This is a genomic window from Streptomyces sp. NBC_01525, from assembly GCF_045040405.1.
GTDB classification, from domain to species: Bacteria; Actinomycetota; Actinomycetes; order Streptomycetales; family Streptomycetaceae; genus Streptomyces; species Streptomyces benahoarensis.
Genome location: NZ_CP109397.1, coordinates 6,287,419 through 6,312,585 on the forward strand (window position 1 = coordinate 6,287,419; position 25,167 = coordinate 6,312,585).

At 72.0% G+C, this 25,167-nt stretch carries 18 protein-coding genes; 7 read left to right on the forward strand and 11 right to left on the reverse strand.

Annotated elements, in window-relative coordinates; translation table 11 throughout:
• Positions 1–10: 10 nt before the first annotated feature.
• Positions 11–439 carry a PPOX class F420-dependent oxidoreductase gene (locus OG422_RS27295; protein ID WP_405746677.1) on the reverse strand — a complete coding sequence of 143 codons (429 nt, stop codon included), beginning with the start codon at positions 437–439 and terminating at the stop codon, positions 11–13.
• A gap of 148 nt (positions 440–587) precedes the next feature.
• Between OG422_RS27295 and OG422_RS27300 the strand changes: the two genes are divergently transcribed.
• Positions 588–1,007 carry a roadblock/LC7 domain-containing protein gene (locus OG422_RS27300; protein WP_143940825.1) on the forward strand — a complete coding sequence of 140 codons (420 nt, stop codon included), beginning with the start codon at positions 588–590 and terminating at the stop codon, positions 1,005–1,007.
• 67 nt (positions 1,008–1,074) lie between these two features.
• Positions 1,075–2,010, forward strand: coding sequence for a DUF6397 family protein (locus OG422_RS27305; RefSeq protein ID WP_143940824.1), 936 nt, complete (start codon positions 1,075–1,077; stop codon positions 2,008–2,010).
• On the opposite strand, the gene OG422_RS27310 is transcribed toward OG422_RS27305, so the two are convergent.
• Together OG422_RS27310 and OG422_RS27315 are read right to left on the reverse strand one after the other, a co-directional pair.
• Positions 1,947–2,807: an acyl-CoA thioesterase II gene (locus OG422_RS27310; protein ID WP_143940823.1), complete on the reverse strand. Its 861-nt coding sequence runs from the start codon at positions 2,805–2,807 to the stop codon at positions 1,947–1,949. The two genes, OG422_RS27305 and OG422_RS27310, sit on opposite strands and share 64 nt — an antisense overlap.
• Before the next feature lie 37 nt (positions 2,808–2,844).
• Entirely contained in the window at positions 2,845–5,352 is a 2,508-nt protein-coding gene (locus OG422_RS27315; protein WP_405746680.1) for a DEAD/DEAH box helicase, read from the reverse strand.
• Between the two features lie 133 nt (positions 5,353–5,485).
• Between OG422_RS27315 and OG422_RS27320 the strand changes: the two genes are divergently transcribed.
• Positions 5,486–6,277, forward strand: coding sequence for a metal-dependent hydrolase (locus tag OG422_RS27320; RefSeq protein WP_405746682.1), 792 nt, complete (start codon positions 5,486–5,488; stop codon positions 6,275–6,277).
• Here OG422_RS27320 and OG422_RS27325 read toward each other — a convergent pair.
• The 3 genes from OG422_RS27325 to OG422_RS27335 are packed head-to-tail and all read right to left on the reverse strand — an operon-like array spanning position 6,268 to position 10,172.
• On the reverse strand, positions 6,268–6,492 hold the full coding sequence (locus OG422_RS27325; protein WP_405746684.1) for a hypothetical protein: 225 nt from the start codon (positions 6,490–6,492) through the stop codon (positions 6,268–6,270). The two genes, OG422_RS27320 and OG422_RS27325, sit on opposite strands and share 10 nt — an antisense overlap.
• Positions 6,493–6,537: 45 nt before the next feature.
• On the reverse strand, positions 6,538–8,319 hold the full coding sequence (locus tag OG422_RS27330; protein ID WP_143940819.1) for an ABC transporter ATP-binding protein: 1,782 nt from the start codon (positions 8,317–8,319) through the stop codon (positions 6,538–6,540).
• Positions 8,316–10,172, reverse strand: a complete 1,857-nt coding sequence (locus OG422_RS27335) for an ABC transporter transmembrane domain-containing protein (protein WP_405746687.1) — start codon at positions 10,170–10,172, stop codon at positions 8,316–8,318. Before OG422_RS27335 ends, OG422_RS27330 begins: the two co-directional genes overlap by 4 nt.
• Before the next feature lie 433 nt (positions 10,173–10,605).
• Here OG422_RS27335 and OG422_RS27340 point away from each other — a divergent pair, with 433 nt between their 5' ends.
• On the forward strand, positions 10,606–11,364 hold the full coding sequence (locus OG422_RS27340; protein ID WP_405746690.1) for a L,D-transpeptidase family protein: 759 nt from the start codon (positions 10,606–10,608) through the stop codon (positions 11,362–11,364).
• Positions 11,365–11,403: 39 nt separating this feature from the next.
• Here the strand turns inward: OG422_RS27340 and OG422_RS27345 are convergent, their stop codons facing one another.
• Positions 11,404–12,873: a Gfo/Idh/MocA family protein gene (locus OG422_RS27345; RefSeq protein ID WP_143940816.1), complete on the reverse strand. Its 1,470-nt coding sequence runs from the start codon at positions 12,871–12,873 to the stop codon at positions 11,404–11,406.
• 349 nt (positions 12,874–13,222) lie between these two features.
• On the opposite strand from OG422_RS27345, the gene OG422_RS27350 reads away from it, so the two are divergent.
• Entirely contained in the window at positions 13,223–14,629 is a 1,407-nt protein-coding gene (locus tag OG422_RS27350) for an alpha-amylase family protein (RefSeq protein WP_405746692.1), read from the forward strand.
• 43 nt (positions 14,630–14,672) lie between these two features.
• On the opposite strand, the gene OG422_RS27355 is transcribed toward OG422_RS27350, so the two are convergent.
• The 3 genes from OG422_RS27355 to OG422_RS27365 all read right to left on the reverse strand — a co-directional run bounded on the left by OG422_RS27355 (position 14,673) and on the right by OG422_RS27365 (position 19,302).
• On the reverse strand, positions 14,673–17,609 hold the full coding sequence (locus OG422_RS27355) for an FAD-binding and (Fe-S)-binding domain-containing protein (RefSeq protein ID WP_405746695.1): 2,937 nt from the start codon (positions 17,607–17,609) through the stop codon (positions 14,673–14,675).
• A gap of 63 nt (positions 17,610–17,672) precedes the next feature.
• Complete coding sequence (locus OG422_RS27360; RefSeq protein ID WP_405746698.1) at positions 17,673–18,764, reverse strand: IS630 family transposase; 1,092 nt, start codon at positions 18,762–18,764, stop codon at positions 17,673–17,675.
• Between the two features lie 43 nt (positions 18,765–18,807).
• Positions 18,808–19,302 (reverse strand): MarR family winged helix-turn-helix transcriptional regulator, encoded by a 495-nt coding sequence (locus OG422_RS27365; protein ID WP_405746702.1) that lies wholly within the window; start codon positions 19,300–19,302, stop codon positions 18,808–18,810.
• A gap of 96 nt (positions 19,303–19,398) precedes the next feature.
• On the opposite strand from OG422_RS27365, the gene OG422_RS27370 reads away from it, so the two are divergent.
• Entirely contained in the window at positions 19,399–21,273 is a 1,875-nt protein-coding gene (locus OG422_RS27370) for an ABC transporter ATP-binding protein (protein WP_405746705.1), read from the forward strand.
• A gap of 77 nt (positions 21,274–21,350) precedes the next feature.
• Here OG422_RS27370 and OG422_RS27375 read toward each other — a convergent pair whose 3' ends face one another.
• Positions 21,351–24,542: a glycoside hydrolase family 2 TIM barrel-domain containing protein gene (locus tag OG422_RS27375; protein ID WP_405746708.1), complete on the reverse strand. Its 3,192-nt coding sequence runs from the start codon at positions 24,540–24,542 to the stop codon at positions 21,351–21,353.
• Positions 24,543–24,845: 303 nt separating this feature from the next.
• On the opposite strand from OG422_RS27375, the gene OG422_RS27380 reads away from it, so the two are divergent.
• A complete protein-coding gene (locus tag OG422_RS27380; protein ID WP_405748093.1) occupies positions 24,846–25,031 on the forward strand; it encodes a hypothetical protein in 186 nt (61 codons plus the stop codon).
• The last annotated feature ends 136 nt before the right edge of the window (positions 25,032–25,167 follow it).

Consider the following 25,167-nt stretch of genomic DNA (forward strand, 5'->3'; position numbering starts at 1 on the left):
CGCCCCGGGGTCACGCCGCGAGATCAGCCATGGCGATCACCTTGTTGACGCGGACCCGGACCACCAGTTCGCCGGGGACCCCGTTACGCGCGCCGAACTCCTCGGCCCGCTCCTCGCCCATGTAGCGCGCCGCGATACGGGTGGCCCAGTGCCGCACGTCCGCCACGTCCTCACCGATCTCGGCGGTGCCCTGGAGGACGACGAACGCGAACGGCGGCCGCTCGTCGTCCACGCACAGCGCCACCTTGCCGTCCCGCAGCAGGTTGCGGCCCTTGACAGTCTCCTTGCCCGTGTTGAACACCAGCTCGTCGCCGTCCATGACGAACCAGACCGGAGCCACATGGGGGAGGCCGTCGCCCCGGACAGTCGACAATTTGCCGGTGCGGGTTCCCTCGGAGAGGAACTTCAGCCACTCTTCTTTCACCATTTTTCGTGCCATGCGCACATACTCCCCATCCGCAGCGATCGCGCCGCGCAGGGCACGCCGCAGGGCCGCTTGCCGAGACGCCGGAGGTGGGCCACGCTGGCACAACAGTCTTGTACCGGCTGCCGTCCGCGTGGGGACGGAGACACGGGGAGGAAGCGGCATGGCACTGACCAGCGGGCTCGACTGGCTGCTGGACGATCTGACACAGCGTGTGGAGAAGGTGCGGCACGCGCTGGTTCTCTCCAACGACGGCCTGGTCACCGGCGTGAGCCAGGGCCTCGCACGACAGGACGCGGAACACCTGGCCGCGGTCGCCTCGGGCCTGCACAGCCTCGCGAAGGGCTCCGGACACCACTTCCGCGCCGGTCGGGTGCGGCAGACGATGGTCGAATTCGACGATGTGGTCCTCTTCGTGACCGCCGCGGGTGACGGCAGTTGCCTGTGCGTACTGGCGGGCCACAACGCCGACATGGGGCAGATCGCCTACGAGATGACGCTGCTCGTCAATCGCGTCGGCGAACATCTCGGCGTCGCAGCACGCAAACCGCAGAGTTATCCACAGACCCGAGAGCAGGGTTGACCGACTGTCACACACCTCCGCTAAAGTCGTGACTGTCAGTGACCGGCCGGACTGCGGGGGAATTGCCATGACAGTCATGCACGACGGACAGCAGACACTCACGATGGGCCAGGCGGCCCGCGAACTGGAGCTGCGAACGGGGGAGTTGGAGCTGGCCGTGCAGCTCGGCGCGGTGCACACGATCCCGGCGGGGAATGCGCGCGGGCCCGGCGCGGCGCACCACCGACGCCGCGTCCCCGCCGGAGAAATCGCCCGGCTGCGGTCCGAGCCGGACTACCCGGACGCCTTCCGGGAGCGGATCCGCACCGTCGGCACCACGGAAGCCGCCACCCTGATGGGCATCGGCCCCGGCCGCTTCCTGCGCCTGACCAAATCGGGCTGCTTCAGCCCCGTCAGGTTCTACGTCAACCGCTACGGCGCCCTCGTCTGGCTCTACCTCGCCTCGGAGGTCGCCGCCTTCGCCGACCGCGCGCCCGACCTGCTGCACGCCAACACCCCGGCGGCCATGCGGACGATGCTGGACGAGGGGCAGGACTGGCGCGCCCGCCAGTGGCGTGGCCGGCGCGTCGCCCAGCTCATGGGTCAGGCGGCCGACGCCTGGGAAGCGGCCGCCGTCATCGCCGCGGTGCTGCCCCCGGAGGAGTTCGCCTCCGTCGTCCAGGACCCGGCGGAACGGGCCGTGCTCCGCGGCCTCAAGCCCCACTTCGCCTCCGTGATCACGGCCACCGCGGCCGCCCGCGAATCCTTCGAAAGCGTCCTGGTCGCCGAGGCGTTCGACGAGGTGCTGTGGTACCGCGTCAACCTCCACCGCGCCGTCGAACGGGCCCGCGACGAGGCACCGGACCGCACGCGGAGCGTCACCCACGGGCTGTCCAGGATGCCCCGCCGACGACGGCCCGCGGCGCCGACCGGGCCCGGTCGACGCGGACCATCCGACCCTCACACCGGGCGGAACAGGCCCTCCTGGACGACGGAGACCAGCAGCCTGCCCTCCCGGTCGTAGATCGAGCCGCGGGCCAGGCCCCGGCCGCCCGTCGCGATGGGGGACTCCTGGTCGTACAGGAACCACTCGTCGGCGCGGAACGGCCGGTGGAACCACATGGCGTGGTCGAGGGAAGCCATGTCGAAACCGCGTGGCCCCCACAGCGGCTCGACGGGGAGGCGGACCGCGTCCAGCAGCGTCATGTCGCTGGCGTAGGTCAGGGCGCAGGTGTGCACCAGCGGATCGTCGCCGAGCGGCCCGACCGCGCGCATCCACACCGCGCTGCGTGGCTCGGCCCCCTCGACCTCTTCAGGCGTCCACCGCAGCCGGTCGACGTACCGGATGTCGAACGGCTGCCGCCGGGCCATGCGCTCCAGGGCCTCGGGCACCGCGCCCAGATGCGCGCGGGCCTCCTCCACGATCGTCGGCAGGTCCTCCGGTCCGGGCACCTGACGGAGCGGCAACTGATGGGTGAAGCCGGGTTCCGGCTTGTGAAAGGAGGCGGTCAGATTGAAGATCGTGCGTCCCTGCTGGATGGCGACGACCCGGCGCGTGGTGAAGGAACGTCCGTCACGCACCCGCTCGACCTGGTACACGATCGGCACCCCGGGGCGGCCCGGGCGCAGAAAGTACGCATGGAGGGAATGGACCGGCCGGTCGCCCTCCGTGGTTCGCCCGGCCGCCACCAACGCCTGCCCCGCGACCTGCCCGCCGAAGACCCGCTGGAGGGACTCCTGCGGGCTGCGGCCCCGGAAGATGTTCACCTCGATCTGCTCCAGGTCGAGCAGATCGACCAGCTTCTCCGCCGGATTCGTCATGGCCGGTGGCCCTCAGCCGCGGCCCGCCACGTCCCGCTCACAGTTGCCCCACCTTCGTGACACGCACCACCGCGCGCCCCTCCTCGTCGGAGGCGGCCAGATCGACCTCGGCGGAGATGCCCCAGTCGTGATCGTCGTTCGGGTCGGCGAAGGTCTGCCGCACCCGCCACAGCCCGTGCTCCGCGTCCTCCTCGATCCGCAGCAGCTTCGGGCCGCGCGCGTCCGGGCCGGTGCCCAGCTCCTCGTACTCGTCCCAGTAGGTGTCCATCGCGTCGCCCCAGGCGTCGACGTCCCAGCCGGAGTCCGCGTCCAGCTCGCCCAGCTCCTCGACCTTGTCCAGCGCCGCGAGCTCCACCCGACGGAACATCGCGTTGCGGACCAGCACCCGGAACGCCCGCGCGTTCGACGTGACCGGCCGGACCTGATCGGCGCGCTCCGCGGCCTCCTCCGCCGTCTCCGGATTGGCCAGCTGCTCCCACTCGTCCAGCAGACTGGAGTCGACCTGACGCACCATCTCGCCCAGCCAGGCGATGATGTCCTCGAAGTCCTCGGACTTGAGGTCGTCGGGGACCGTGTGGTCCAGCGTCTTGTACGCGCTCGCCAGGTACCGCAGCACGATGCCCTCGGTACGCGCCAGCTCGTAGAACGACGTGAACTCCGTGAAGGTCATGGCGCGTTCGTACATGTCGCGGATGACCGACTTCGGCGAGAGCGGATGGTCGCCGACCCACGGATGGCTGCGGCGGTACAACCCGTACGCGTGGAACAGCAGATCCGCCAGCGGCTTGGGGTACTCGACGTCCATGAGCCGCTCCATACGGTCCTCGTACTCGACGCCGTCGGCCTTCATCTGCGCGACCGCCTCGCCGCGCGCCTTGTTCTGCTGGGCCGCGAGGATCTGCCGCGGATCGTCCAGCGTGGACTCCACGACCGACACCATGTCCAGCGCGTACGACGGCGACTCCGGGTCCAGCAGGTCGAACGCCGCGAGCGCGAACGTCGACAACGGCTGGTTGAGCGCGAAGTTCTGCTGGAGGTCGACGGTCAGCCGGACGATGCGGCCCTCCGCGTCCGGCTCGTCCAGCTGCTCGACGACGCCGCCGTCCAGCAGCGACCGGTAGATCGCGATGGCCCGCCGGATGTGCCGCAGCTGATTGCGGCGCGGCTCGTGGTTGTCCTCCAGCAGGCGGCGCATCGCCGCGAACGCGTTGCCCGGCCGGGCGATCACGGACAGCAGCATCGTGTGCGTCACCCGGAACCGCGAGGTCAGCGGCTCGGGGTCGGAGGCGATCAGCTTCTCGAAGGTGTTCTCGCCCCAGTTGACGAACCCCTCGGGCGCCTTCTTCCGCACGACCTTGCGGCGCTTCTTCGGATCGTCGCCCGCCTTCGCCAGCGCCTTCTCGTTCTCGACGACGTGATCGGGAGCCTGCGCCACGACGAAGCCCGCGGTGTCGAATCCGGCCCGGCCGGCCCGCCCCGCGATCTGGTGGAACTCCCGGGCCCGCAGCGTCCGTACCCGGGTGCCGTCGTACTTGGTCAGCGCCGTGAACAGCACCGTACGGATGGGGACGTTGACGCCCACGCCGAGGGTGTCGGTCCCGCAGATCACCTTCAGCAGACCGGCCTGCGCCAGCTTCTCGACGAGCCGCCGGTACTTGGGCAGCATCCCCGCGTGGTGCACGCCGATGCCGTGCCGGACGTAACGCGACAGGTTCCGTCCGAACTTCGTGGTGAACCGGAAGTTCCCGATGAGCTTCGCGATTTCGTCCTTCTCGGCGCGCGTGCACATGTTGATGCTCATCAGCGCCTGCGCCCGCTCCACAGCGGCCGCCTGGGTGAAGTGGACGATGTAGACCGGCGACTGGTGGGTCTCCAGCAGCTCGGTCAGCGTTTCCGTCATCGGCGTCGCCCGGTACTCGTACGACAGCGGAACGGGCCGGGTCGCCGACCGCACCACCGACGTCGGCTTGCCGGTGCGCCGCGTCAAGTCCTCCTCGAACCGCGACATGTCGCCGAGCGTCGCGGACATCAGGATGAACTGCGCCTGCGGCAGCTCCAGCAGCGGAATCTGCCAGGCCCAGCCGCGGTCCGGCTCCGCGTAGAAGTGGAACTCGTCCATCACGACCTGGCCGATGTCGGCGTCCTTGCCGTCCCGCAGGGCGATGGAGGCGAGCACCTCGGCGGTGCAGCAGATCACCGGGGCGTCCGCGTTCACGGACGCGTCGCCCGTGAGCATGCCGACGTTCTCGGTGCCGAACAGCTTGCACAGATCGAAGAACTTCTCCGACACCAGCGCCTTGATCGGCGCGGTGTAGAAGGTGACCTGGTCGTGGGCGAGCGCGGTGAAGTGGGCGCCGGCCGCCACCAGGCTCTTACCGGAGCCGGTCGGGGTCGACAGGATGAGGTTCGCGCCCGAGACCACTTCGATCAGCGCCTCCTCCTGGGCAGGGTAGAGCGCGATGCCCTGCTGCTCGGCCCAGCTCGAAAAGGCTTCGAAGAGGGCATCGGGGTCGGCGTCTTTCGGCAAATGATCGATGAGGGTCACGTCCCCATACTGCCTGGCCCCGACCCGTATCCGGGAACCGGCCGCTCATATGGAGATCATCTGACGCTACGCTGTGTCGCCGACCAGGCGTCACAGAGACCGGACACCGGAATTCAAAGGGTGGGGAACGACCATGATGGGACCGGCGCATTCGCTGTCCGGGGCCGCGGCCTGGCTGGGGGTGGGGGCGGCGGCCGGAGCCGCCGGGTATCCGATGCCCTGGCCCGTGCTCGTCTGCGGCGCCCTGATCTGCGCCGGGGCGGCGCTCGCCCCCGACCTGGACCACAAGTCCGCCACCATCTCGCGCGCCTTCGGGCCGCTGTCGCGGATGGTCTGCGACGTGGTCGACACGCTCTCGCACGCCGTGTACAAGGCGACGAAGATGCGCGGCGACTCGAACCGTTCCGGTGGGCACCGCACGCTCACCCACACCTGGCTCTGGGCGGTCCTCGTCGGCGGTGGCATGTCGCTCCTCGCCGTCCAGGGCGGCCGGTGGGCGGTGCTGGGCATCCTCTTCGTCCACATGGTGCTGGCCATCGAGGGGCTGCTGTGGCGCGCGGCCCGGGTCTCCAGCGACATTCTGGTGTGGCTCCTGGGCGCCACCATGGCGTGGATCCTGGCGGGCATCCTCGACCAGCCGGGCAACGGCGCCGGGTGGCTGTTCAACGAACCCGGCCAGGAGTACCTCTGGCTGGGCCTGCCGATCGTTCTGGGCGCGCTGGTGCACGACATCGGCGACGCCCTGACGGTGTCGGGCTGCCCGGTCCTGTGGCCCATCCCGATAGGCCGCAAGCGCTGGTACCCGGTCGGCCCGCCGCAGGCCATGCGGTTCCGCGCCGGAAGCTGGGTCGAGCTGAAGATCCTCATGCCCGCGTTCATGCTCCTTGGTGGCATCGGCGCCTTGGGCGCACTCGGTTACGTCTGACCGGCCGCCGTCCCGTACAGGCGGCGCGGTTCCTCGGCCGCGACGACGATCGCCCGGGCCGTGAGGCCGCGCTGGACCGGCCGGTCCAGGACCTGATTGACGAGGAGTTCCGGTGCCGAGGCGCCGGAGGTGACCCCGAGGGTGTCCGCGCACCGGATCGCCCCGTTCGCCACCGCCGCGCAGCCGCCGCGCCCGACGGGTGGACCGGCGGCCACCCTGCCGGTCCGCCCGTCGGGGTGGCCGCCGGTCCGCCCCGCACCTCAGCCGTGCCAGGAACGCCACAGTGCCGCGTACGCGCCGTCGGCGGCGACCAGTTCCTGGTGGCTGCCCAGTTCGCTGATCCGGCCACCCTCGACCACCACGATGAGATCCGCGTCGTGGGCGGTGTGCAGTCGGTGGGCGATGGCCACGACCGTGCGGCCGTCCAGGACCTGGCCCAGGGACCGCTCCAGACTGCGGGCCGCGCGCGGGTCGAGCAGCGACGTCGCCTCGTCGAGGACGAGCGTGTGCGGATCGGCCAGCACCAGCCGGGCCAGCGCGATCTGCTGCGCCTGCGCCGGGGTCAGCGTGTGGCCGCCGGAGCCGACCTCGGTGTCCAGTGCGTCCGGCAGCGCCCGCGCCCAGCCGTCGGCGTCGACCGCGGTCAGCGACGCCCACAGTTCGTCCTCGGCGGCCCCGGCGCGGGCCAGCCGCAGATTGTCGCGGAGCGAACCCACGAAGACATGGTGCTCCTGGTTGACCAGCGCCACATGGGAGCGGACCCGCTCGGCGGGCATGGCGGACAGCTCCGCGCCGCCCAGCGTCACCGAGCCGGTCCGGGGCCCGTAGATCCCCGCCAGCAGCCGGCCGAGCGTCGACTTCCCGGCCCCGGACGGACCCACCAGCGCGAGCCTGCTGCCGGGCCGCACCCGCAGCGACACCTCGTGCAGCACGTCCACACCCGGCCGGTAGCCGAAGCGCACCCCGTCGGCGTGGACGTCCCGCCCGTCGGGGGTGAGCGCCGCATCGGTGGCGTCCGGCTCGATCTCCCGTACGCCGACGAGCCGGGCGATGGACACCTGGGCCACCTGCAGTTCGTCGTACCAGCGCAGCACCATGTCGACCGGCTCGGTCATCATCTGCGCCAGCAGCGCACCGGTCGTCAGCTGCCCGGGAGTGATCCAGCCCTGCAGGACGAAGACGCCGCCGAGGATCAGCACCGTGCCGTGGAGCAGCACATACGTCACATTGATGACGGGGAAGAACACCGACCGCAGATAGAGCGTGTACCGCTCCCAGCGGGTCCACTCGCGCACCCGCTGTTCGGAGAAGGCCACCCGCCGTCGGCCCAGGCGGTGCGCCTCGACGGTGCGGCCCGCGTCGACGGTCTCGGTGAGGGCCGCGGCCACCGCGGCGTACCCGGCGGCCTCGGAACGGTAGGCGCGTGGCGCACGGGCGTAGTACCAGCGGCAGCCGATGATCAGCAGCGGGAGCGCGATGACGACGGACACGGCGAGCGGCGGCGCGGTGACCACCAGCCCGCCCAGCAGCAGGGCGATCCAGACCACCCCGATGGCGAGCTGCGGTACGGCTTCCCGCATGGCCTCGGAGAGCCGGTCGATGTCCGTGGTGATCCGGGACAGCAGATCGCCGGTGCCCGCCTTCTCCAGGACGCCCGGCGGCAGCGCCACCGACCGGACGAGGAAGTCCTCCCGCAGATCCGCCAGCATCTCCTCGCCGAGCACGGCCCCGCGCAGCCGCACGATGCGGACGAAGACCGTCTGCACCAGCAGCGCGGTGAGGAAGAGCGCGACGGTGGCGCCCAGCGGGAGGGAGGTGGTGCCGCGGGAGAGGTCCTCCACGAGTCCGCCGAGGAGGTAGGGGCCGGTCATCGACGCGCCGACCGCCGCGGCGTTCACGCCGATGAGCAGCGCGAACGCGCGTCGGTGCCGCCGCAGCAGCCCGGCCACGTAGGACCGCACCGTCGCCGGGGAGCCGACCGGCAGGGTGGTGGCGGTCTGCGGGGTGTCCGGATCGTGTTCCGGTGGGGCCAGGCCGATCATGCGGTCTCCTCGATCGGGGCGGTACGGGCGGCGGTGCCCGCGGGCCGCGGACGGTCGTCGCCGGTGAGGGCGGGCGGCTCGGTGTCGCGGGTGACGACGGAGCGGTACGCCGGGCAGGTGCGGAGCAGTTCGCGGTGCGGGGCAGCGGCGACGAGTACGCCGTCGCGGAGGAACACCACTTGGTCCGCCCGGTCGAGCAGCAGCGGGCTGGAGGTGAGGACGACGGTGGTGCGGCCGGTGCGCAGCGCCCGCAGCCCGTCGGCGATCCGCGCCTCGGTATGTGCGTCGACGGCGCTGGTCGGCTCGTCGAGGACGAGGACCTCGGGGTCGGCCACCAGGGATCGGGCGAGGGCCAGGCGCTGGCGCTGGCCGCCGGAGAGGGACCGGCCGCGTTCGGTGATACGGGTCGTGCCCGGGTCGCCGGACGCGTCGTCCGACGCCTGGGCCAGCGCGGCCAGCACATCGCCGCACTGGGCCGCGGCAAGCGCGTCGGCGGCCTCGACGCGGCCCGAGGCGGGGATGTCGAGGAGCTCGCCGAGGGTGCCGGAGAGGAGCGTCGGGTCCTTGTCCTGGACGAGGACGGCGGCGCGCGCCGTATCGCGGGGGACATCGTCGAGCGGGGTGCCGCCGAGGAGCACCGACGGCGAGTCCGGGCGAGCGGCGCCGGGCTCGTCGGGCCCGTCGGCCGGTGGTTCGGCGTCCGGTGCGTGGCCGCCGAGGCGGTCGGCGAGCCGTCCGGCGGCGTCCGGGTCGCCGCAGACCACGGCGGTCAACCGGCCCGTGGCGGCGGTCAGTCCGGTCACCGGGTCGTGCAGATCGCCGGTGAGCGGGCCGTCCGGGGTGATGCGTCTGCCGGTGGGGCGGGCCAGGGCCAGCACCCGGGCGGCGCGGTCGGCCGAGGGGCGGGCGAAGGAGTACGCCATGGCCGTCTCCTCGAAGTGGCGCAGCGGGAAGAGGAGGAACGTGACCGCGCTGTAGACGGTGACCAGTTCGCCGACCGCGATCCGGCCCTGGAGGGCGAGGTGGACGCCGTACCAGACCACCGCGACGAGCAGCAGTCCCGGCAGGGCGACCTGGACGGCGGAGATCAGCGACCACATACGGGCGCTGCGGATCGCGGCGCGGCGCTGTTCCTGGGAGGCGGTGCGGTAGCGGTCGAGGAAGAGGTCCTCGCCGCCGATGCCGCGCAGCACACGCAGCCCGGCGACGGTGTCCGAGGCGAGTTCGGTGGCGCGTCCGGCCTTCTCGCGCTGTGCGTCGGCGCGTCGGGTCGCGTGCGGCAGGAGCGGCAGCACCGCCAGCGCCAGGACGGGGGCGCCGGCGGCGACGACGAGGCCGAGGGCCGGTTGGTAGAGCATCAGGGCGACGCAGACGCCGACCGAGGTGACGGCCGCGGCACCGAACCGGGAGACGCCCTCGACGAGCCAGCCGATCTTCTCCAGGTCGCCGGTACCCACGGCCGTGATCTCACCGGAGGCGACGCGGCGGGTGAGGGCGGAGCCCATGTCGGTGGCCTTGCGGGCGAGGAGTTGCTGCATCCGGGCGACCGCGGTGATCCAGTTGGTCACGGACGCGCGGTGCAGCATCGTGTCGCCGAGCGCGACGAGCACGCCCAGGACCGCCAGCAGCCCGCCGGCGAGGGCCAGTCGGGAGCCGGACCGGTCGACAACCGCCTGGACGGCAAGGCCGACGGGCACCGGGAACGTGGCCTGCGCACCGGTGTGCACCAGCCCCCAGAAGAGGGCCTTGACCTGGCCGCCCAGTTGGGTGCGGTAGAGCCAGAGGAGGAGTGTGCCGCCGTTGCGGGCATCGGGTTCGCCGGGGTCGGCATGGGGAAGGTCGCGAATCTGCATGGTGTCCAGAGGCGTTGAGGTCGGGCGCCGGGTGCGGCGCACGGGGCGGCGGGCCGGATGTGGCCCTGGCGGGGCGGTGCGGCGGGCGCGGTCTGCGGGCCCGTGGCGGTCGGTGTCGGGGGCGGGGAAGGTCTGGGAGGTACGCGGGTGCGGTGCGCCTGCGGTGCCCGGTGCTTGCCCTCGCCGCCCGGGCCCGGGCCGGGCCGTCACCGTGCGAGTGCGCGCACCGGATGCCACGGCCCCGCCGGGCAGGGCGGATGACGCGGCGTCGCGGACACGTTCAGGCAGGCTGGCGCGGTGACCGGTTGATTTCAAACGGTTTTTCCGCGGTGCGGGCCATCCCGGACAGCTCCGGGATGGGCGACGGTCCGTGACGGGCACGCGGCCGGACGGCGGCTGAGGCGTTGTCGGTGGGGGGTGGGAGCATGGGGCCATGCGACATGCGGGTGGTGCGATTCGGGCCGTGGCGTCGGCCGCGGCGGGGCTGGTGCTGCTGGTGGGCTGCGGCTCCACCGGTCGGAGCGGCGGGCAGGGCGACGACCACGCCGGTGCCCGGGCCCACGGCGGACACGGCAGGGGCGGGAGCGATGGCGGCGCCCGCGCCACCCCGCTCACCCACGTCCCCGGCATCGGACCGGCGCTGCGCGCGCGGATACCCGCCGCCTCGCGTCAGGTCGTCGCCGTCCACGGCCGTGGCGCCGACTCCCCGGACGCCACGCTCGCCCTCTACGACAAGGGCCCCAAAGGGTGGGAGAAGAAGGGGAGTTGGGCGGCGCACAACGGGCGGCACGGCTGGACGACGGACCATCGCGAGGGCGACAAGCGCAGCCCCGTCGGGGTGTTCACGCTGACCGACGCGGGCGGGGTGCTCGCCGACCCCGGGGCCCGGCTGCCGTACACGCACACGGCGGCGTTCACCCCACCCGCGTACTGGTCGAAGAACACCCGGCACGACTTCGACTACGTCGTCGCCGTGAACTACAACCGCGTCCCGGGCCGGTCGCCGCTGGACCCGGAGCGGCCCGAGGGGCAGTCCAAGGGCGGCGGGATCTGGCTGCATCTCGACCACGGCAGCGGCACCTCGGGCTGCGTCAGCATCGCCAAGGAGGGCATGGCCGATCTGCTGCGCGCCCTCGATCCGGCCCGCCGTCCGGTCGTGGTGATGGGGGACCGGGCCCACCTCGCGGGGTGACCCGGGCCCGGGCGCCGCGGCCCGGACCCGGGTCGGCCGCTACTTCGCGGGCCTCTCCGAGTCCATGCCCGGACGGGCCTTCTTCCAGTGGCCGCGGGTGAAGTCGGGGATTTCCTGGGGTGCGCCGCCGGCCTTGATGGAGGCGTCGCTCAGCGGGACGGGCGCGGTCCAGGTCGCCGCGTCGTACACGTCGAAGTCCGGTACGAGGCCGAGCCGCATGCACTGCATCAGGCGGAAGACCAGCATGTAGTCCATGCCGCCGTGGCCGCCCGGCGGGTTGGCGTGCTCCTTCCACAGCCAGTGGTCCCACTCCGCGTACTTCCCGAAGTCGCCCCACTCGTCGTTGCTCTGGTCGGGCTCGAGGTAGATGCGCTCCGGGTAGTCCTCGAAGACGCCCTTGGTGCCGCCGAGGCTGTTGATGCGGCTGTAGGGGTGCGGCGTGGAGACGTCGTGTTCGAGGCGGATGACGCGGCCCTTGGCGGTCTGGACGAGGCTGATCGTCCGGTCGCTCTCGATGTACGACTCCTTCCAGCTCGGATCGCCGGGCGGCATGTGTTCCTTACGGTAGGCGGCCAGGCCCAGCGCGGGCGTGCCGAAGCTGGCGATGCGCACCGCGCGGTCGCCGCGGTTGACGTCCATGTAGTTGGCGACGGGCCCGAAGCCGTGGTTGGGGTAGAGGTCGCCGCGGAGCCGGGTGTGCCACAGGCGGCGCCAGGGCCCCTCGTAGTACTCCGGATCGAACATCAGGCCGCGCAGATCGTGGTTGTAGGCACCGGCGCCGTGCAGCAGATCGCCGAAGAGCCCGGCGTGTGCCATGCGCAGCACCCGCATTTCGTTCCTGCCGTAACAGCAGTTCTCCATCTGGAAGCAGTGTCTGCGGGTGCGTTCGGAGAGGTCGACCAGCTCCCACAGCTGGTCGAGGCGGAGGGCGAGCGGGCACTCCACGCCGACGTGCTTGCCGTGGCGCAGCGCGGTCGCGGCCATGTCGAAGTGCCGGTCCCACGGGGTCGCCGCGTAGACGAAATCGATGTCGCCGCGGGCGCAGAGATGGACGAAGTCCTCCTCGCCGTTGGCGTAGACGGCGGGCGCCGGCTGTCCGGCGTCGGTGACCTTCTTCGCCGCGACGGCCGTCTTCTCCTTCACCGGGTCGCACAGGGCGACGACGCGGACGCCGGGGACCGCCAGGAAGAGGTCGATCATGCTGCCGCCGCGGTTGCCCAGACCGATGATGCCGACGCGTACGGTGCCGCGCGGCTCGAACGGCACCCCGATCATGGTCTTCCCCTGGGCCGCCGGGGCCGCCGCGCCGGGAGCGGAGGCCGGGCCGCGCGTGGGGGAGGCGGCCGCGGCGTGGCCCGCCGTGAGCCCGCCGAGGCCGAGACCGGCGCCCGCGGCGCCCGCGGTCCACAGGACCGAACGGCGGCTGGGACCGGGCTCGTCGGCGGGGGAGTCCGAGGCCGGGCGGCCGTCGGACGGGGATGTCTGGTTCTGCGAATGGGCCTCGTTCATCGGTCCTCCAGGAGAGCGGATGGCGGGTGCCTATGTGAACCTCGCCCAGGACCCTGGCGGTTGGGCGGCCGACGGCACAAGAGGGCCGGTTGGACGGAGCGTTCGGGCACGTGGACTTTTCGTCGGCCGCCCCGGGACGGCCCGACGGGCGCGCCCGGTCCGCCACCTCATCCGCCTCCTCCACCTCGCAATCTCTTGCGTAAATACCTGAAAAAACTTACGACGAGCCTTGACGTGTTCACGGAAGGGCGGCAGGCTCCGACGCGGAATCCCCCCATGGCGGCCTGGCGCGTGGCTGCTTGTTCCCGGGCGCGGTACGTCCGCGCCCGTTCGTCGAAGGAGCCGCAAGATGCAGCAACGTTCCCGAGTGCTGGGCGGGACGCTGGCCGGAGTGCTGGCCGCCGCCGGTCTCGCCGCGTTCGTGCCCTGGCCGTCCCAGGCCACCCCGGGCGGAGAGCGCGCGGCCGCCGCCCCGGCCGGGGAGAAGACGGTCACCGCCACCCTCTTCGAGCGCCCGTTCGTGGAGGTCGCCAAGGTGTGCACCGACCAACTCGGCCCGGCGGGCTACGGCTACGTCGAGGTGTCACCCGCCTCCGAACACATCCAGGGCGACCAGTGGTGGACCTCCTACCAGCCCGTCAGCTACAAGATCGCCGGGCGGCTCGGTGACCGTGACGCCTTCGCGGCGATGACCAAGGCGTGCCACGCGGCCGGGGTCGAGGTCATCGCGGACGCCGTCATCAACCACATGTCCGCGGGCTCCGGCACCGGCACCGGCGGCTCGCAGTACACCAAGTACGACTACCCGGGCGTCTACCAGGACCAGGACTTCCACGGCTGCCGCAAGGACATCTCCGACTACGGCAACCGCGACGACGTACAGAACTGCGAACTGGTGGGCCTCGCCGACCTCGACACCGGCAGCGACGCGGTCCGCGGCACGATCGCCGGCTACCTCGACGACCTGCGCCAACTCGGCGCCGACGGCTTCCGGATCGACGCCGCCAAGCACATGGCCGCCGACGACATCGCCGCCATCAAGGGCAGGATGAGCCAGGATCCCGGCTACTGGGTCAGCGAGGTCATCGCCGGTGACGGCGAAGCCGTCAAACCCGAGGAGTACACCGGCATCGGGGACGTCGACGAGTTCCGCTACGGCACCCACCTCAAGAGCGCCTTCCAGGCCGGAACCCTCGCCCAGCTGAAGTCCGTCGCGGACGGCAAGCTCCCCGGCGACAAGGCCCGTACCTTCGTCGACAACTGGGACACCGAGCGCAACGGCTCCACGCTCACCTACAAGGACGGCGACCGCTACACCCTCGCTAACGTCTTCCTGCTCGCCTCGCCCTACGGGTCGCCCAACGTCTACTCCGGCTACACCTGGGACGACAAGGACGCGGGCCCGCCCTCCGGCGCCGACGGCTGGACCGGTGTGCACGCCGCCACCGCCGTCACCGGGATGGTCGGCTTTCGCAACACCGTCGGCTCGGCCGAACTCGCCAACTGGTGGGACAACGGCGGCGTCGCGATCTCCTTCAGTCGCGGCGAATCCGGCTTCGTGGCCCTCAACGACGGCGACGGCGACGTCTCCCGCACCTTCACCACCGCCCTGCCCGCGGGCACCTACTGCAACGTGGTCAAGGCGGCGCCCGGTGACTGCGCGGGCAACACCGTCACCGTCGGCGATGACGGCACGGCGCAGTTGACGGTCCCGGCGCGGAGCGCGGTGGCGCTGCACATAGGCGCCAAGGAGTGACCCGCGCGGGGTGCGCGCCCGCCCGCCGGGGGCGCACCCCGCCTCAGCCGCCGTCCGGCCGCGTCGCCCGCTCCAGCTCCGTCAGCACCGAGCGGTAGCGCGGCGCGCCGAGCGCATGGTCCATGCCGACCTCGCACATCCGGTTCGCCGACAGATACGCGTCCCACTCACGGGCGGCGACCTCGGCGGCCTCCAGGGCGGTGGCCGACTCCGTCAGCTCCCGGTGCAGCATGCCGCGGTCCCCGGCGAACGCACAGCACCCCGCGTCGTCCGGCACCACCACCTCCTCGGCGCACGCCTCGGCCACCCGCCGCAGCTCCGCCTCGTCGCCGAGGTGCTGCATGGAGCAGGTGGGGTGGAGCACCGCGGAGCCGGTACGGCGGTGGACCTCCAGGCGCGGCAGCAGCTCGCGGGCGGCCCACACCACCGAGTCGACGACGGTCAGCTCCGCGTGCAGCGCGCGGTGGGCGGGCGTCAGATACGGCACCACCTCCCGGGCGATGCCGAGCGTGCAGGACGACGCGTCGACGACCAGCGGCAGCCGCCCGCCCGCCGTCCAGCCCCAGGCCACCTCGACGGTGCGGTTGGCCATCACCACAGTGCCCCGGTCGTAGCCCTTGGAGTGCCAGATCGTGGCGCAGCACGTACCGGTGACGTCCGGCGGGATCCACACCGGCGTACCGGCCCGCCGCGCCAGCGTCACCACCGCCTCCGGCAGCGACGGGCCCGTATCGCCCGCCGGGCCGCCGAAGATGCGGTTGACGCACGCCGGGTAGTAGACGGCGGTGGCCGCCGTCCGCTCGGTGGCGGGCAGCTTCCGGGCCGCCGCACCGGGGATCTGCGGCAGCCAGCGCGGGACGAGATCGGGGCGGACGGCCTTGCGGGCGGCGTCGGTGACCCGCGTAAGCCACCGGTCGTCGAGGTGTCCGGCGGCCGCGACGGCCAGCCGCGCGGCCCGTTCGACCCGCCCGAAGTGCCGGGCCGCCAGCGCCGCCGCCCGCTCCTCGCGCGGCGAGTGCCGCCGGTGCCGGAAGTCCTTCATCAGCGCGCCGGTGTCGATGCCCACCGGACAGGCCAGCTTGCAGGTCGAATCGCCCGCGCAGGTATCGACGGCGTCGTAGCCGTACGCGTCGAGCAGCGCGTCGGTGACCCGGGAGACGGGCGGCTGCCGCAGCATCTCGCGGCGCAGCACGATGCGTTGCCGGGGCGTGGTCGTCAGGTCCTCGCTGGGGCAGGTCGGTTCGCAGAAGCCGCACTCGATACAGGGGTCGGCGATCGCCTCGACGGTGGGGAGGGTCTTCAGGCCGCGCAGATGCGCCTTCGGGTCGCGGTCGAGGAGGACGCGCGGGGCGAGGATGCCGTGCGGGTCGAGGGTCCGCTTGATCCGCCACATCAACTCCGTGGCCCGCGGCCCCCATTCGCGCTCCAGGAACGGCGCGATGTTCCGCCCGGTGGCGTGCTCCGCCTTGAGGGAGCCGTCGAACCGGCCGGTGACCAGCGCGCAGAACTCGTCCATGAACGCGGCGTAGCGGGCCACGTCGTCGGGCCGGGCGGCGTCGAAGGCGAGCAGGAAGTGGAGGTTGCCGTGGGCGGCGTGCCCGGCGACCGCCGCATCGAAACCGTGCCGGGCCTGGAGTTCCAGCAGCGCGGCGCAGGCGTCGGCCAGCCGCTGCGGCGGCACCGCGAAGTCCTCGGTGATCAGCGTGGTGCCGGACGGCCGGGAGCCGCCGACCGCCGTCACGAACGCCTTACGGGCCTTCCAGTAGCCGCCGACCACCGCCGGGTCGCGGGTGAAGGCGTTGGTGACGGAGGCGACCGGCGCGACCAGCTCCAGACCCTCCAGCAGCCGTCCGGCCGCCTCCAGCCGCGCGGCGGCCCCGGGCTCGTCGGACTCCCGGAACTCCACCAGCAGCGCGGTGGTCGCCTTCGGCAGCTGAGCCCAGTCGGCCGGGACCCCGGCCACACTCACCGACGCCCGCAGCGTGTTGCCGTCCATCAGCTCCACCGCCCGCGCGCCCGCGTCGTTGAAGCCGGGGACGGCGGCGGCCGCGGCGCGCAGCGTGGGGAAGAACAGCAGCGCGGTCACCGGGTACCGCTCCAGTGGCAGTGTGTCGAAGACGGTCTCCGCGACGAAGGCGAGCGTGCCCTCCGAGCCGACCGCCAGGCCCCGCAGGATCTCGACCGGCGTCGCTCCGTCCAGGAACGCGTCGAGGCGGTAGCCGTTGGTGTTCTTCAGCGTGTACTTGGCGCGGATCCGGGCCACCAGCTCCGCGTCCGCCTCGATCGTCGCCTTGATCCGCAGCAGCCCGGCGCACAGCTCCGGCTCGGCGTGCGCCAGCCGGTCGTCGGCGTCCGGTTCGGCGGTGTCGACGAGCGTGCCGGATGGCAGCACGAGCGTCACCGACGCGAGCGTCCGGTAGGAGTTGCGGGTGGTCCCGGCGGTCATCCCCGACGCGTTGTTGGCGACCACCCCGCCGAGCGTGCAGGCGACGGCGCTGGCCGGGTCGGGCCCGAGCACCCGGCCGTGGCGGGCGAGTGCCGCGTTGGCCCGCAGCACCGTCGTCCCGGGCCGGATCCGGGCGCGGGCCCCGCCGTCCAGCACCTCGACGCCCCGCCAGTGCCGCCGTACGTCGACGAGAATGTCCTCGCCCTGCGCCTGCCCGTTGAGAGACGTACCGGCCGCCCGGAGGACGACATGGCGGCCCTTGCCGTGGGCGTAGGAGAAGACCGCGGAGACGTCGTCGATGTCCTCGGCGAGGACGACGACCTGCGGGACGAAGTGGTAGGGGCTGGCGTCGGAGGCGTAGCGGACGAGGTCGGAGACGGTGTGCAGCACCTTGTCCGCGCCGAGGAGCGCGATCAGGTCGCCGCGCAGCGGTTCGGGGGTGCCGCCCGCGCGCTCCGGAGGAACCCGGTCCGGGGCGGCCCCGCCGGTCGGGGCGGGCCGCAGGGCCTCCGGTTTCGGCTCCAGCAGGGGCATGGGACTCCTCCGGTCGGCTCGGGCCCGCCCTCCGGGCGAACGACGGGACTTTCCGGACCCGTCCTAGTGTTCTGAGTCGGGAATTCTGTTCAGATATGAGGCGAGGTGTTCGAGGATCTCGTCCGCGGTCTTGGTCCAGACGTAGGGCTTGGGGTCGGTGTTCCAAGCGGCGATCCAGGTCCGGATGTCGTTCTCCAGGGCTTGGACGGTCTTGTGGACGCCTCGCCGTATCTGTTTGTTCGTCAGCTCGGCGAACCACCGCTCCACGAGGTTGGGCCAGGACGATCCCGTCGGCGTGAAGTGCAGGTGGAACCGGGGGTGCGCCAGCAGCCACGTCTTGATCGCCGGGGTCTTGTGGGTGGCGTAGTTGTCCAGCACAAGGTGGACTTCGAGGCCGTCCGGTACTTCGCGATCGAGCTTGACGAGGAACTTCTTGAACTCCTCGGCTCGGTGGCGGCGGTGCAGGGAACCGATGACCTTGCCGGTGGCGACCTCCAGGGCGGCGAAGAGGGGGGTGGTGCCGGCGCGGACGTAGTCGTGCCCCATCCGCTGAGGGACGCCGGGCATCATCGGTAGCACCGGCTGGGAACGGTCCAGGGCCTGGATCTGCGACTTCTCGTCCACACAGAACACCAGAGCCCGCTCGGGCGGGTCCAGATAGAGTCCGGCGACGTCGTGGACCTTGTCGACGAAGTACGGATCCCTCGACAGCTTGAACGTCTCCGAGCGGTGCGGCTGCAGACCGAACGCCCGCCACACCCGTGACACCGTCGACTGCGACAGTCCCGTCTGCTTCGCCATCGACCGCGTCGACCAGTGCGTCGCATCCTTCGGGGCGGACTCCAGAGTCTTTGCGACCAGTGCGGCTACCTGCTCGTCGGTGACCGACCGGGGACCACCCGAGCGGGGCATATCTCCCAGACCGACGATCCGGTGCTCGACGAACCTCGCCCGCCAGCGGCCCACCGCATGCGCAGTCGAGCCGAGCCGAACCGCCACACCCTTATTCGAAAACCCCTCCGCGCAAGCCAGGATGATGCGGCACCGCAGAGCCCACGCCTGCGGCGTGGAACGGCGCCGCACCCACCCCTCCAGCGCAGCCCGTTCCTCATCCGACAGGATCAACTCGGCCTTCGGCCGCCCAGTACGCACCACAGACCAAACCTATACATCTGAACAGAATTCCCGACTCAGAACACTAGCGGTGCGGGCCCTCCCGGTCGACCAGGGTGGCCAGCAGCCCGCCGAGCGTGTCGCGCTGCTGCGCGCTCAACGGGGCCAGGATGTCCTCCGCGGCGCTGCGGCGCGCGCTGCGCAGCGCGTCGAGCGTGGCGCGCCCCGTGCCGGTCAGCTCGACCCGGACCACCCGGCGGTTGGCGGGATCGGGGACCCGACACACCGCGCCCTGTGCCTCCAGGGCGTCGACCAGTGTGGTCACCGCGCGGGGCACCACCTCCAGGCGCGCGGCGAGGTCGGCCATCCGGGGCGGGGCGTCGCCGTAATGGGCCACCACCCGCAGCAGCCGCGACTGGGCGGGGGTGAAGGCGAGATCGAGCTGCGCCATGCGGCGCTTCTGGGCGCGCTGCATCCGGCGGGTCAGCCGGACCAGCTGCTCGGCGACGTTCGCGCCACCGGGCGCGGGCTCGGTCGCCGGGGCCGTTTCCGGCTCGGGCGTCGGGTCGGGAGAGGGCATGCTCAGAGGCTATCAGGACGATGTTCATTGTGAGCTTAGGTAACAATGAGCTAGGCTCCGTGAAAATCCACCGAATCCGACTTCCCGAAGGAGCCCATGCGCCGCGACGAACCCGAGTGGTCCCCGCCGCCCAAGGATCCGGACGCCCCGGACCAGCCGGTCCCCATCCGGCGGATCCTCGCCCTCTTCCGCCCCTACCGCGCCCGGCTGACCACCGTCGGCCTGCTGGTCGCCGCCTCCTCGCTGGTCTCCGTGGCCGGACCGTTCCTGCTGCGCGAGATCCTCGATGTGGCGATCCCCGAGCGCCGCACGGGCCTGCTCACCCTGCTCGCCCTCGGCCTGATCCTCACCGCCGTGACCACCAGCGTCTTCGGCGTCCTGCAGACCCTGCTCTCCACCACCGTCGGCCAGCGCGTCATGCACGATCTGCGCACCGCCGTCTACGCCAAGCTCCAGCGGATGCCGCTGGCGTTCTTCACCCGCACCCGCACCGGCGAGGTGCAGTCACGGATCGCCAACGACATCGGCGGCATGCAGGCCACGGTCACCTCCACCGCCACCTCGCTGGTCTCCAACCTCACCTCGGTCACCGCCACCGTCGTCGCGATGCTCGCCCTCGACTGGCGGCTGACCTGTGTCTCGCTGCTGCTGCTCCCGCTCTTCGTCTGGATCAGCCGCCGGGTCGGCAACGAGCGCAAGCGGATCACCTCGCAGCGCCAGAAGCAGATGGCCGCGATGTCCGCCATGGTCACCGAATCCCTCTCGGTCAGCGGCATCCTCCTGGGCCGCACCATGGGCCGCGCCGACTCCCTGACCCGCGGCTTCGCCGACGAGTCCGAGCGCCTGGTCGGCCTGGAGGTCCGCGCCAGCATGGCCGGACGCTGGCGGATGGCCACCATCGGCATCGTCATGGCCGCCATGCCCGCGCTCGTCTACTGGGCGGCCGGACTCGTCCTGCAGTTCGGCGGACCCGCCTTCTCGCTCGGCACCCTCGTCGCCTTCGTCACCCTCCAGCAGGGTCTGCTGCGCCCCACGGTTTCGCTGCTCTCCACCGGCGTGCAGATGCAGACCTCCCTCGCGCTCTTCCAGCGGATCTTCGAATACCTCGACCTGCCGGTCCCGCTGGCCGAACCGGAGCGCCCCGTCCACCTCGCCGAGCCCCGCGGCGACCTCCGCTTCGAGAACGTCTCCTTCGCCTACGACACCGCCGCCGCACCCACCTTGAGGGGTATCGACCTGACCGTCCCGGCGGGCAGCAGCCTCGCCGTCGTCGGCGCCACCGGCAGCGGCAAGAGCACCCTGAGCTACCTCGTCCCACGGCTGTACGACGTGAGTGCGGGCCGGGTCACCCTCGACGGCGCCGACGTCCGCGACCTCGGCTTCGACACCCTCGCCCGCGCGGTCGGCGTCGTCTCCCAGGAGACGTACCTCTTCCACGCCTCGGTCGCCGAGAACCTGCGGTTCGCCAAGCCCGACGCGAGCGACGAGGAGATCGAACGCGCCGCGCGCGCCGCCCAGATCCACGACCACATCGCCGCCCTGCCCGACGGCTACGACACCCTCGTCGGCGAGCGTGGCTACCGCTTCTCCGGCGGCGAGAAGCAGCGCCTGGCGCTGGCCCGCACCATCCTGCGCGATCCGCCGGTCCTCGTCCTCGACGAGGCGACCAGCGCGCTCGACACCCGTACCGAGCACGCCGTGCAGCAGGCCATCGACGCGCTCAGCGCGGGCCGCACCACGGTCACCATCGCCCACCGGCTCTCCACCGTCCGCGACGCCGACCAGATCGTCGTCCTCGACCGCGGCCGGATCGCCGAACGCGGCACCCACGCCGAACTCCTCGCCGCCGACGGCCGCTACGCCGCGCTGCTGCGCCGCGACGCCCACCGCACACCCGGCGACGGCCCGGGTGCTCCATGCCTCACCACCGGTGGTGAGCCCCCGGTGCCACAGGAAGTGACTCGCGGGTAGGGCCGGGCGCACGGCGGCCGGTTCAACGGTCGGGGCGGCCGTCGCTCCCCTCCCTGCCAGGGCGCCCGGCCCGCGTCTCACACCGGCCCGAGCCGGTACCCGTAGCGGTACGTCCGGTCCGCGTGCAGCAGATACTTCTCCAGCGGCGCCGCGCCCCACGAGTCGTTGCCGCCCACGCCCATCTGCCGGTGGTTGACCGCCAGACACGTCGCCGCGCGCCGCGTCAGCTCGTACGGATGGCGCGGCCCGTCCAGGTCGCCGGGCGTATGGTGCAGCGCGCTCAACTCCAGCGCCGCGTCGTCGCCCGGCTCGGCGCTCACCCGCAGCCCGGAGCCGTCCCTGCCGGTGAGCGAGGCGGTGCGCACCCCGGTGACGTTCCCGGTCTGCTGCGGGCGGACGTACGGGCCGAACTGCGCGTCGACGGTGGTGCGGTGGCGGCCGACGAACGCGGCGGTGCAGCGATCCTGATAGTTCTCCTGCGGCCCGCGCCCGTACCAGCTGAAGGTCTCCAGGCCCGCCGGGACGGTCAGCAGCGCGCCGACCACCGGGATGTCGGGCAGCCCGGCGCCCGGCCGCAGGGTGTGCGCCACCCGCACCTCGCCGTCGCCGCGCACCGTGAACACGGTCTCCCAGCGGGACGGCAGGGGAGCGGTCGGCAGCACCGCGGTGACCTCGATCGTCACCTCCGACGACGATGGCTGAGTGGTCTGCACGGCCGTCACGGTGCGCCGCGCGCCCGCGTCACGCCAGGTCCGCAGGGAGTTCTGCGCCCCGCGGCCGAGGTCGTTGTCGGTGGGCGCGCGCCAGAAGTTCGGCACCGGCCCCTCGGTGAGCAGCGTCCGCCCCCGGTGGCGGAGACCCGCCAGGGTGCCGGTGGCCTTGTCGAGGACCACCTCGGTGTCCCGGCCCGTGACCGTCACCCGTGCCGCGTCCTCGTCCACCGTCAGCGGTGGCAGCGTCGACGGATCGGGGTCGGCGGGCGCCGGAGTCACCCAGGGCAGCGTGAACTGTTCGGCGGCCACGGTGTGTCCGGCCGCCGCCCATGCGCACTCCGCGCGCAGCACGAACGCCAGGTTCAGCCGGTACCGGGCGCCCGGATCAGGAGGGAGCGGCCGCTTGATCGGCATGTCGACGACCCCGTCGGCACCGGGCGCCACCCGCGGTGCGGGCAGCGTGCCGTGCTGGATCCGCTCGCCGTCGCGGGTGACCTCCCAGCGCAGCTCGTAGGCGTCGAGGCCGGTGAACAGCTGCCGGTTGCCGACCTTGATCCGGAACCGCGCCGGGTCGACGGGCGCCATCCGCACCGGCTGGTAGACCTTCTTGACCTCCAGCAGCGCCGGATGCGGGGTGCGGTCCGCGGAGACGAGGCCGTTGCAGCAGAAGTTCCCGTCGGTCGGATAACCCGGCTTCCAGTCGCCGCCGTACGAGAGGTAGGTGCGCCGTGGATCGCCCGGCACCGGCAGCCGGATCGCCTGGTCGACGAAGTCCCAGACGAAGCCGCCGTGGAGATTGGGGTACCGCTCGATCACGTCCCAGTACTCCTGGAAGTTGCCGGTGCTGTTGCCCATGGAGTGGGCGTACTCGCACAGCAGATACGGCGTCGGATTGCCCGAGCGGCCGTACGCCTCGACGCCGTCCGGTGGTGTGTACATCTCGCTGTGCAGGTCGGCGACGTCGTTCATGCCCTCGTAGTGGACCGGACGGGAGGGGTCGCGGTGGTGCGTCCAGTCGGCCATGGCACGGAAGTTGGCGCCCCGTCCGGCCTCGTTGCCCAGCGACCAGACGATCACGCTGGGGTGGTTCTTGTCCCGTTCGACGAGGGAACGCATCCGGTCCAGGCAGGCGTCCGTCCACTCCGGCAGCCCGGTCGGCAGCAGCTCGCGGGCGCCGTGCGACTCCAGGTTGGCCTCGGCGACGACGTACAGCCCGTACCGGTCGCAGAGGTCCAGCCAGGCGGGGTGGTTGGGGTAGTGCGAGGTGCGGACCGCGTTGATGTTGTGCTGTTTCATCAGGCGGATGTCCTGCTCCATCCGCGCCACGGTGACGGCCTGACCGCGGTCCGGGTCGGTCTCGTGGCGGTTGACGCCCCGGAGCACGAGGGGCGCGCCGTTGACGGTGAAGTGCCCGGGGCCGCACGAGACGCTGCGGAAGCCGACGGCGGTGCGCTGTACGTCGACGGCGCGCCCGTCGGGACCGGTGAGGGCGATCACCAGGGTGTACAGATACGGCGCCTCGGCCGACCAGAGCTCGGGAGCCTCCACGGTGGCGTGCGGCGCGACCGTGGTGTCGGTGTCCTCGCCGAAGCGGATGTCGGCGGTGAGCGGCCGGGGCAGCACTTCGGCGCCGTCCGCGTCGTACAGCGTCGCGGTCAGCCGGTGGTCACCGGGGCGGTGCGTGCCGCGGTGGCGGACGGTCGCGGTCACCGTCAGTTCCGCGCTGTGCAGCGCCTCGTCGAGGTCGGTGCGGACGGTGAGGTCCTGGACGTGCACGGGGGCGACGGAGTAGAGGTACACGTCCCGGAAGATGCCGGAGAGGTCGATCATGTCCTGGTCCTCCAGCCAACTGCCGTCGGACCAGCGGAAGACCTCGACGGCCAGCATATTGGCGCCGGGCCGCAGATGGCCGGTGACGTCGAACTCCGCCGGGGTGTAGCTGTCCTCGCTGTACCCGACCCGCTCCCCGTTGACCCAGACGAAGAACGCCGACTTCACCCCCTGGAACGACAGCAGCACCCGCCGCCCCGCCCACTCCCCGGGCACCGTGAACGTCCGCCGGTAGGAACCGACCGGGTTGAACCCCTCGGGCACGTGCGGCGGCACCGGCTGCTCGTAACCGGTCCACGGATACGCCACGTTGAGGTAGACCGGCTCCGGGTAGCCCTCGATCTCCCAGTGGGACGGGACGGGGATCCGGTCCCAGGCGCGGTCGTCGAAGTCCGGGGCGTGGAAGCCCGCCGGGCGCTCGTCGGGGTTCTTCGCCCAGTGGAAGCGCCAACGGCCGTTGAGCGAACGGAAGTGGGGCGATGCCGTGTCGGGCTCCCCGGCGCGGGCGGCGGCGGTGTCGCGGTGCGGAACGAGCCGGGCGCGCGCCGCCTCCCGGTTGATCTGGAAGATGCGCGGCCCCGCGTTCCACGGGCCCTCCGCCGCGGTGAGGTCCGCGCCGGTCAGCGCCGCGGCGAAGGCCCGCTTCCGGTCGGTGAGAGCGGCCAGACCCGCCAGCGCGGTGCCGGTGGCGAGGAACGAGCGGCGGGACAGACGGCGTCCATGCATACGACAACTCCGACCGCAAGGCAACAGGAAGCATCAGGATCGAACGCTTCCGCCGCCCGCACAAGGGTGCGCACCCCGCCGCAACTCCCCGGACCCGTCCGGTGTTTCCTTCCATGAGCGACACGGCGACGAGCGTGGGGACCGGCCCGCCGCCCCAGGCGTTCATTGCCGTTTCCTTTCGGCCTCCGCAGACCCTGGCGGAGGCCCGTCCGGCCGGTACATGATCGCGGGAGCGGACCGGCCCGCACCGGAAGTGGCGGGACGGCAACGCCACGGAACGGACGCAGGACCGAGCGGAGGATCATGTCGAGTGCGGAACACACCGAACCCCTGACGAAGGGTGCGCCCGGCCGGTCGCCCTCCCCGGTGCGTCAACTCGCCGCCGCCTCCGTCGGTAACGCCGTCGAGTGGTACGACTGGTTCTCCTGCACGGACGCCCAGGCAGTCTACTTGAGCGCCCCGTACCTGCAGCGCTGCAGGTCGGCGTGAATACATGAGTGTTCATCCATGTGCGGGTGCTGCTGGGTTTCGCCGCCTCTGGCCGGGTCGATGCTGACTGTTTGCTGACTTATCTGACGAGATGCCAGGGCTGCTGCGGGCGCCTGGGCCGGGCCCGCGCGAGGTG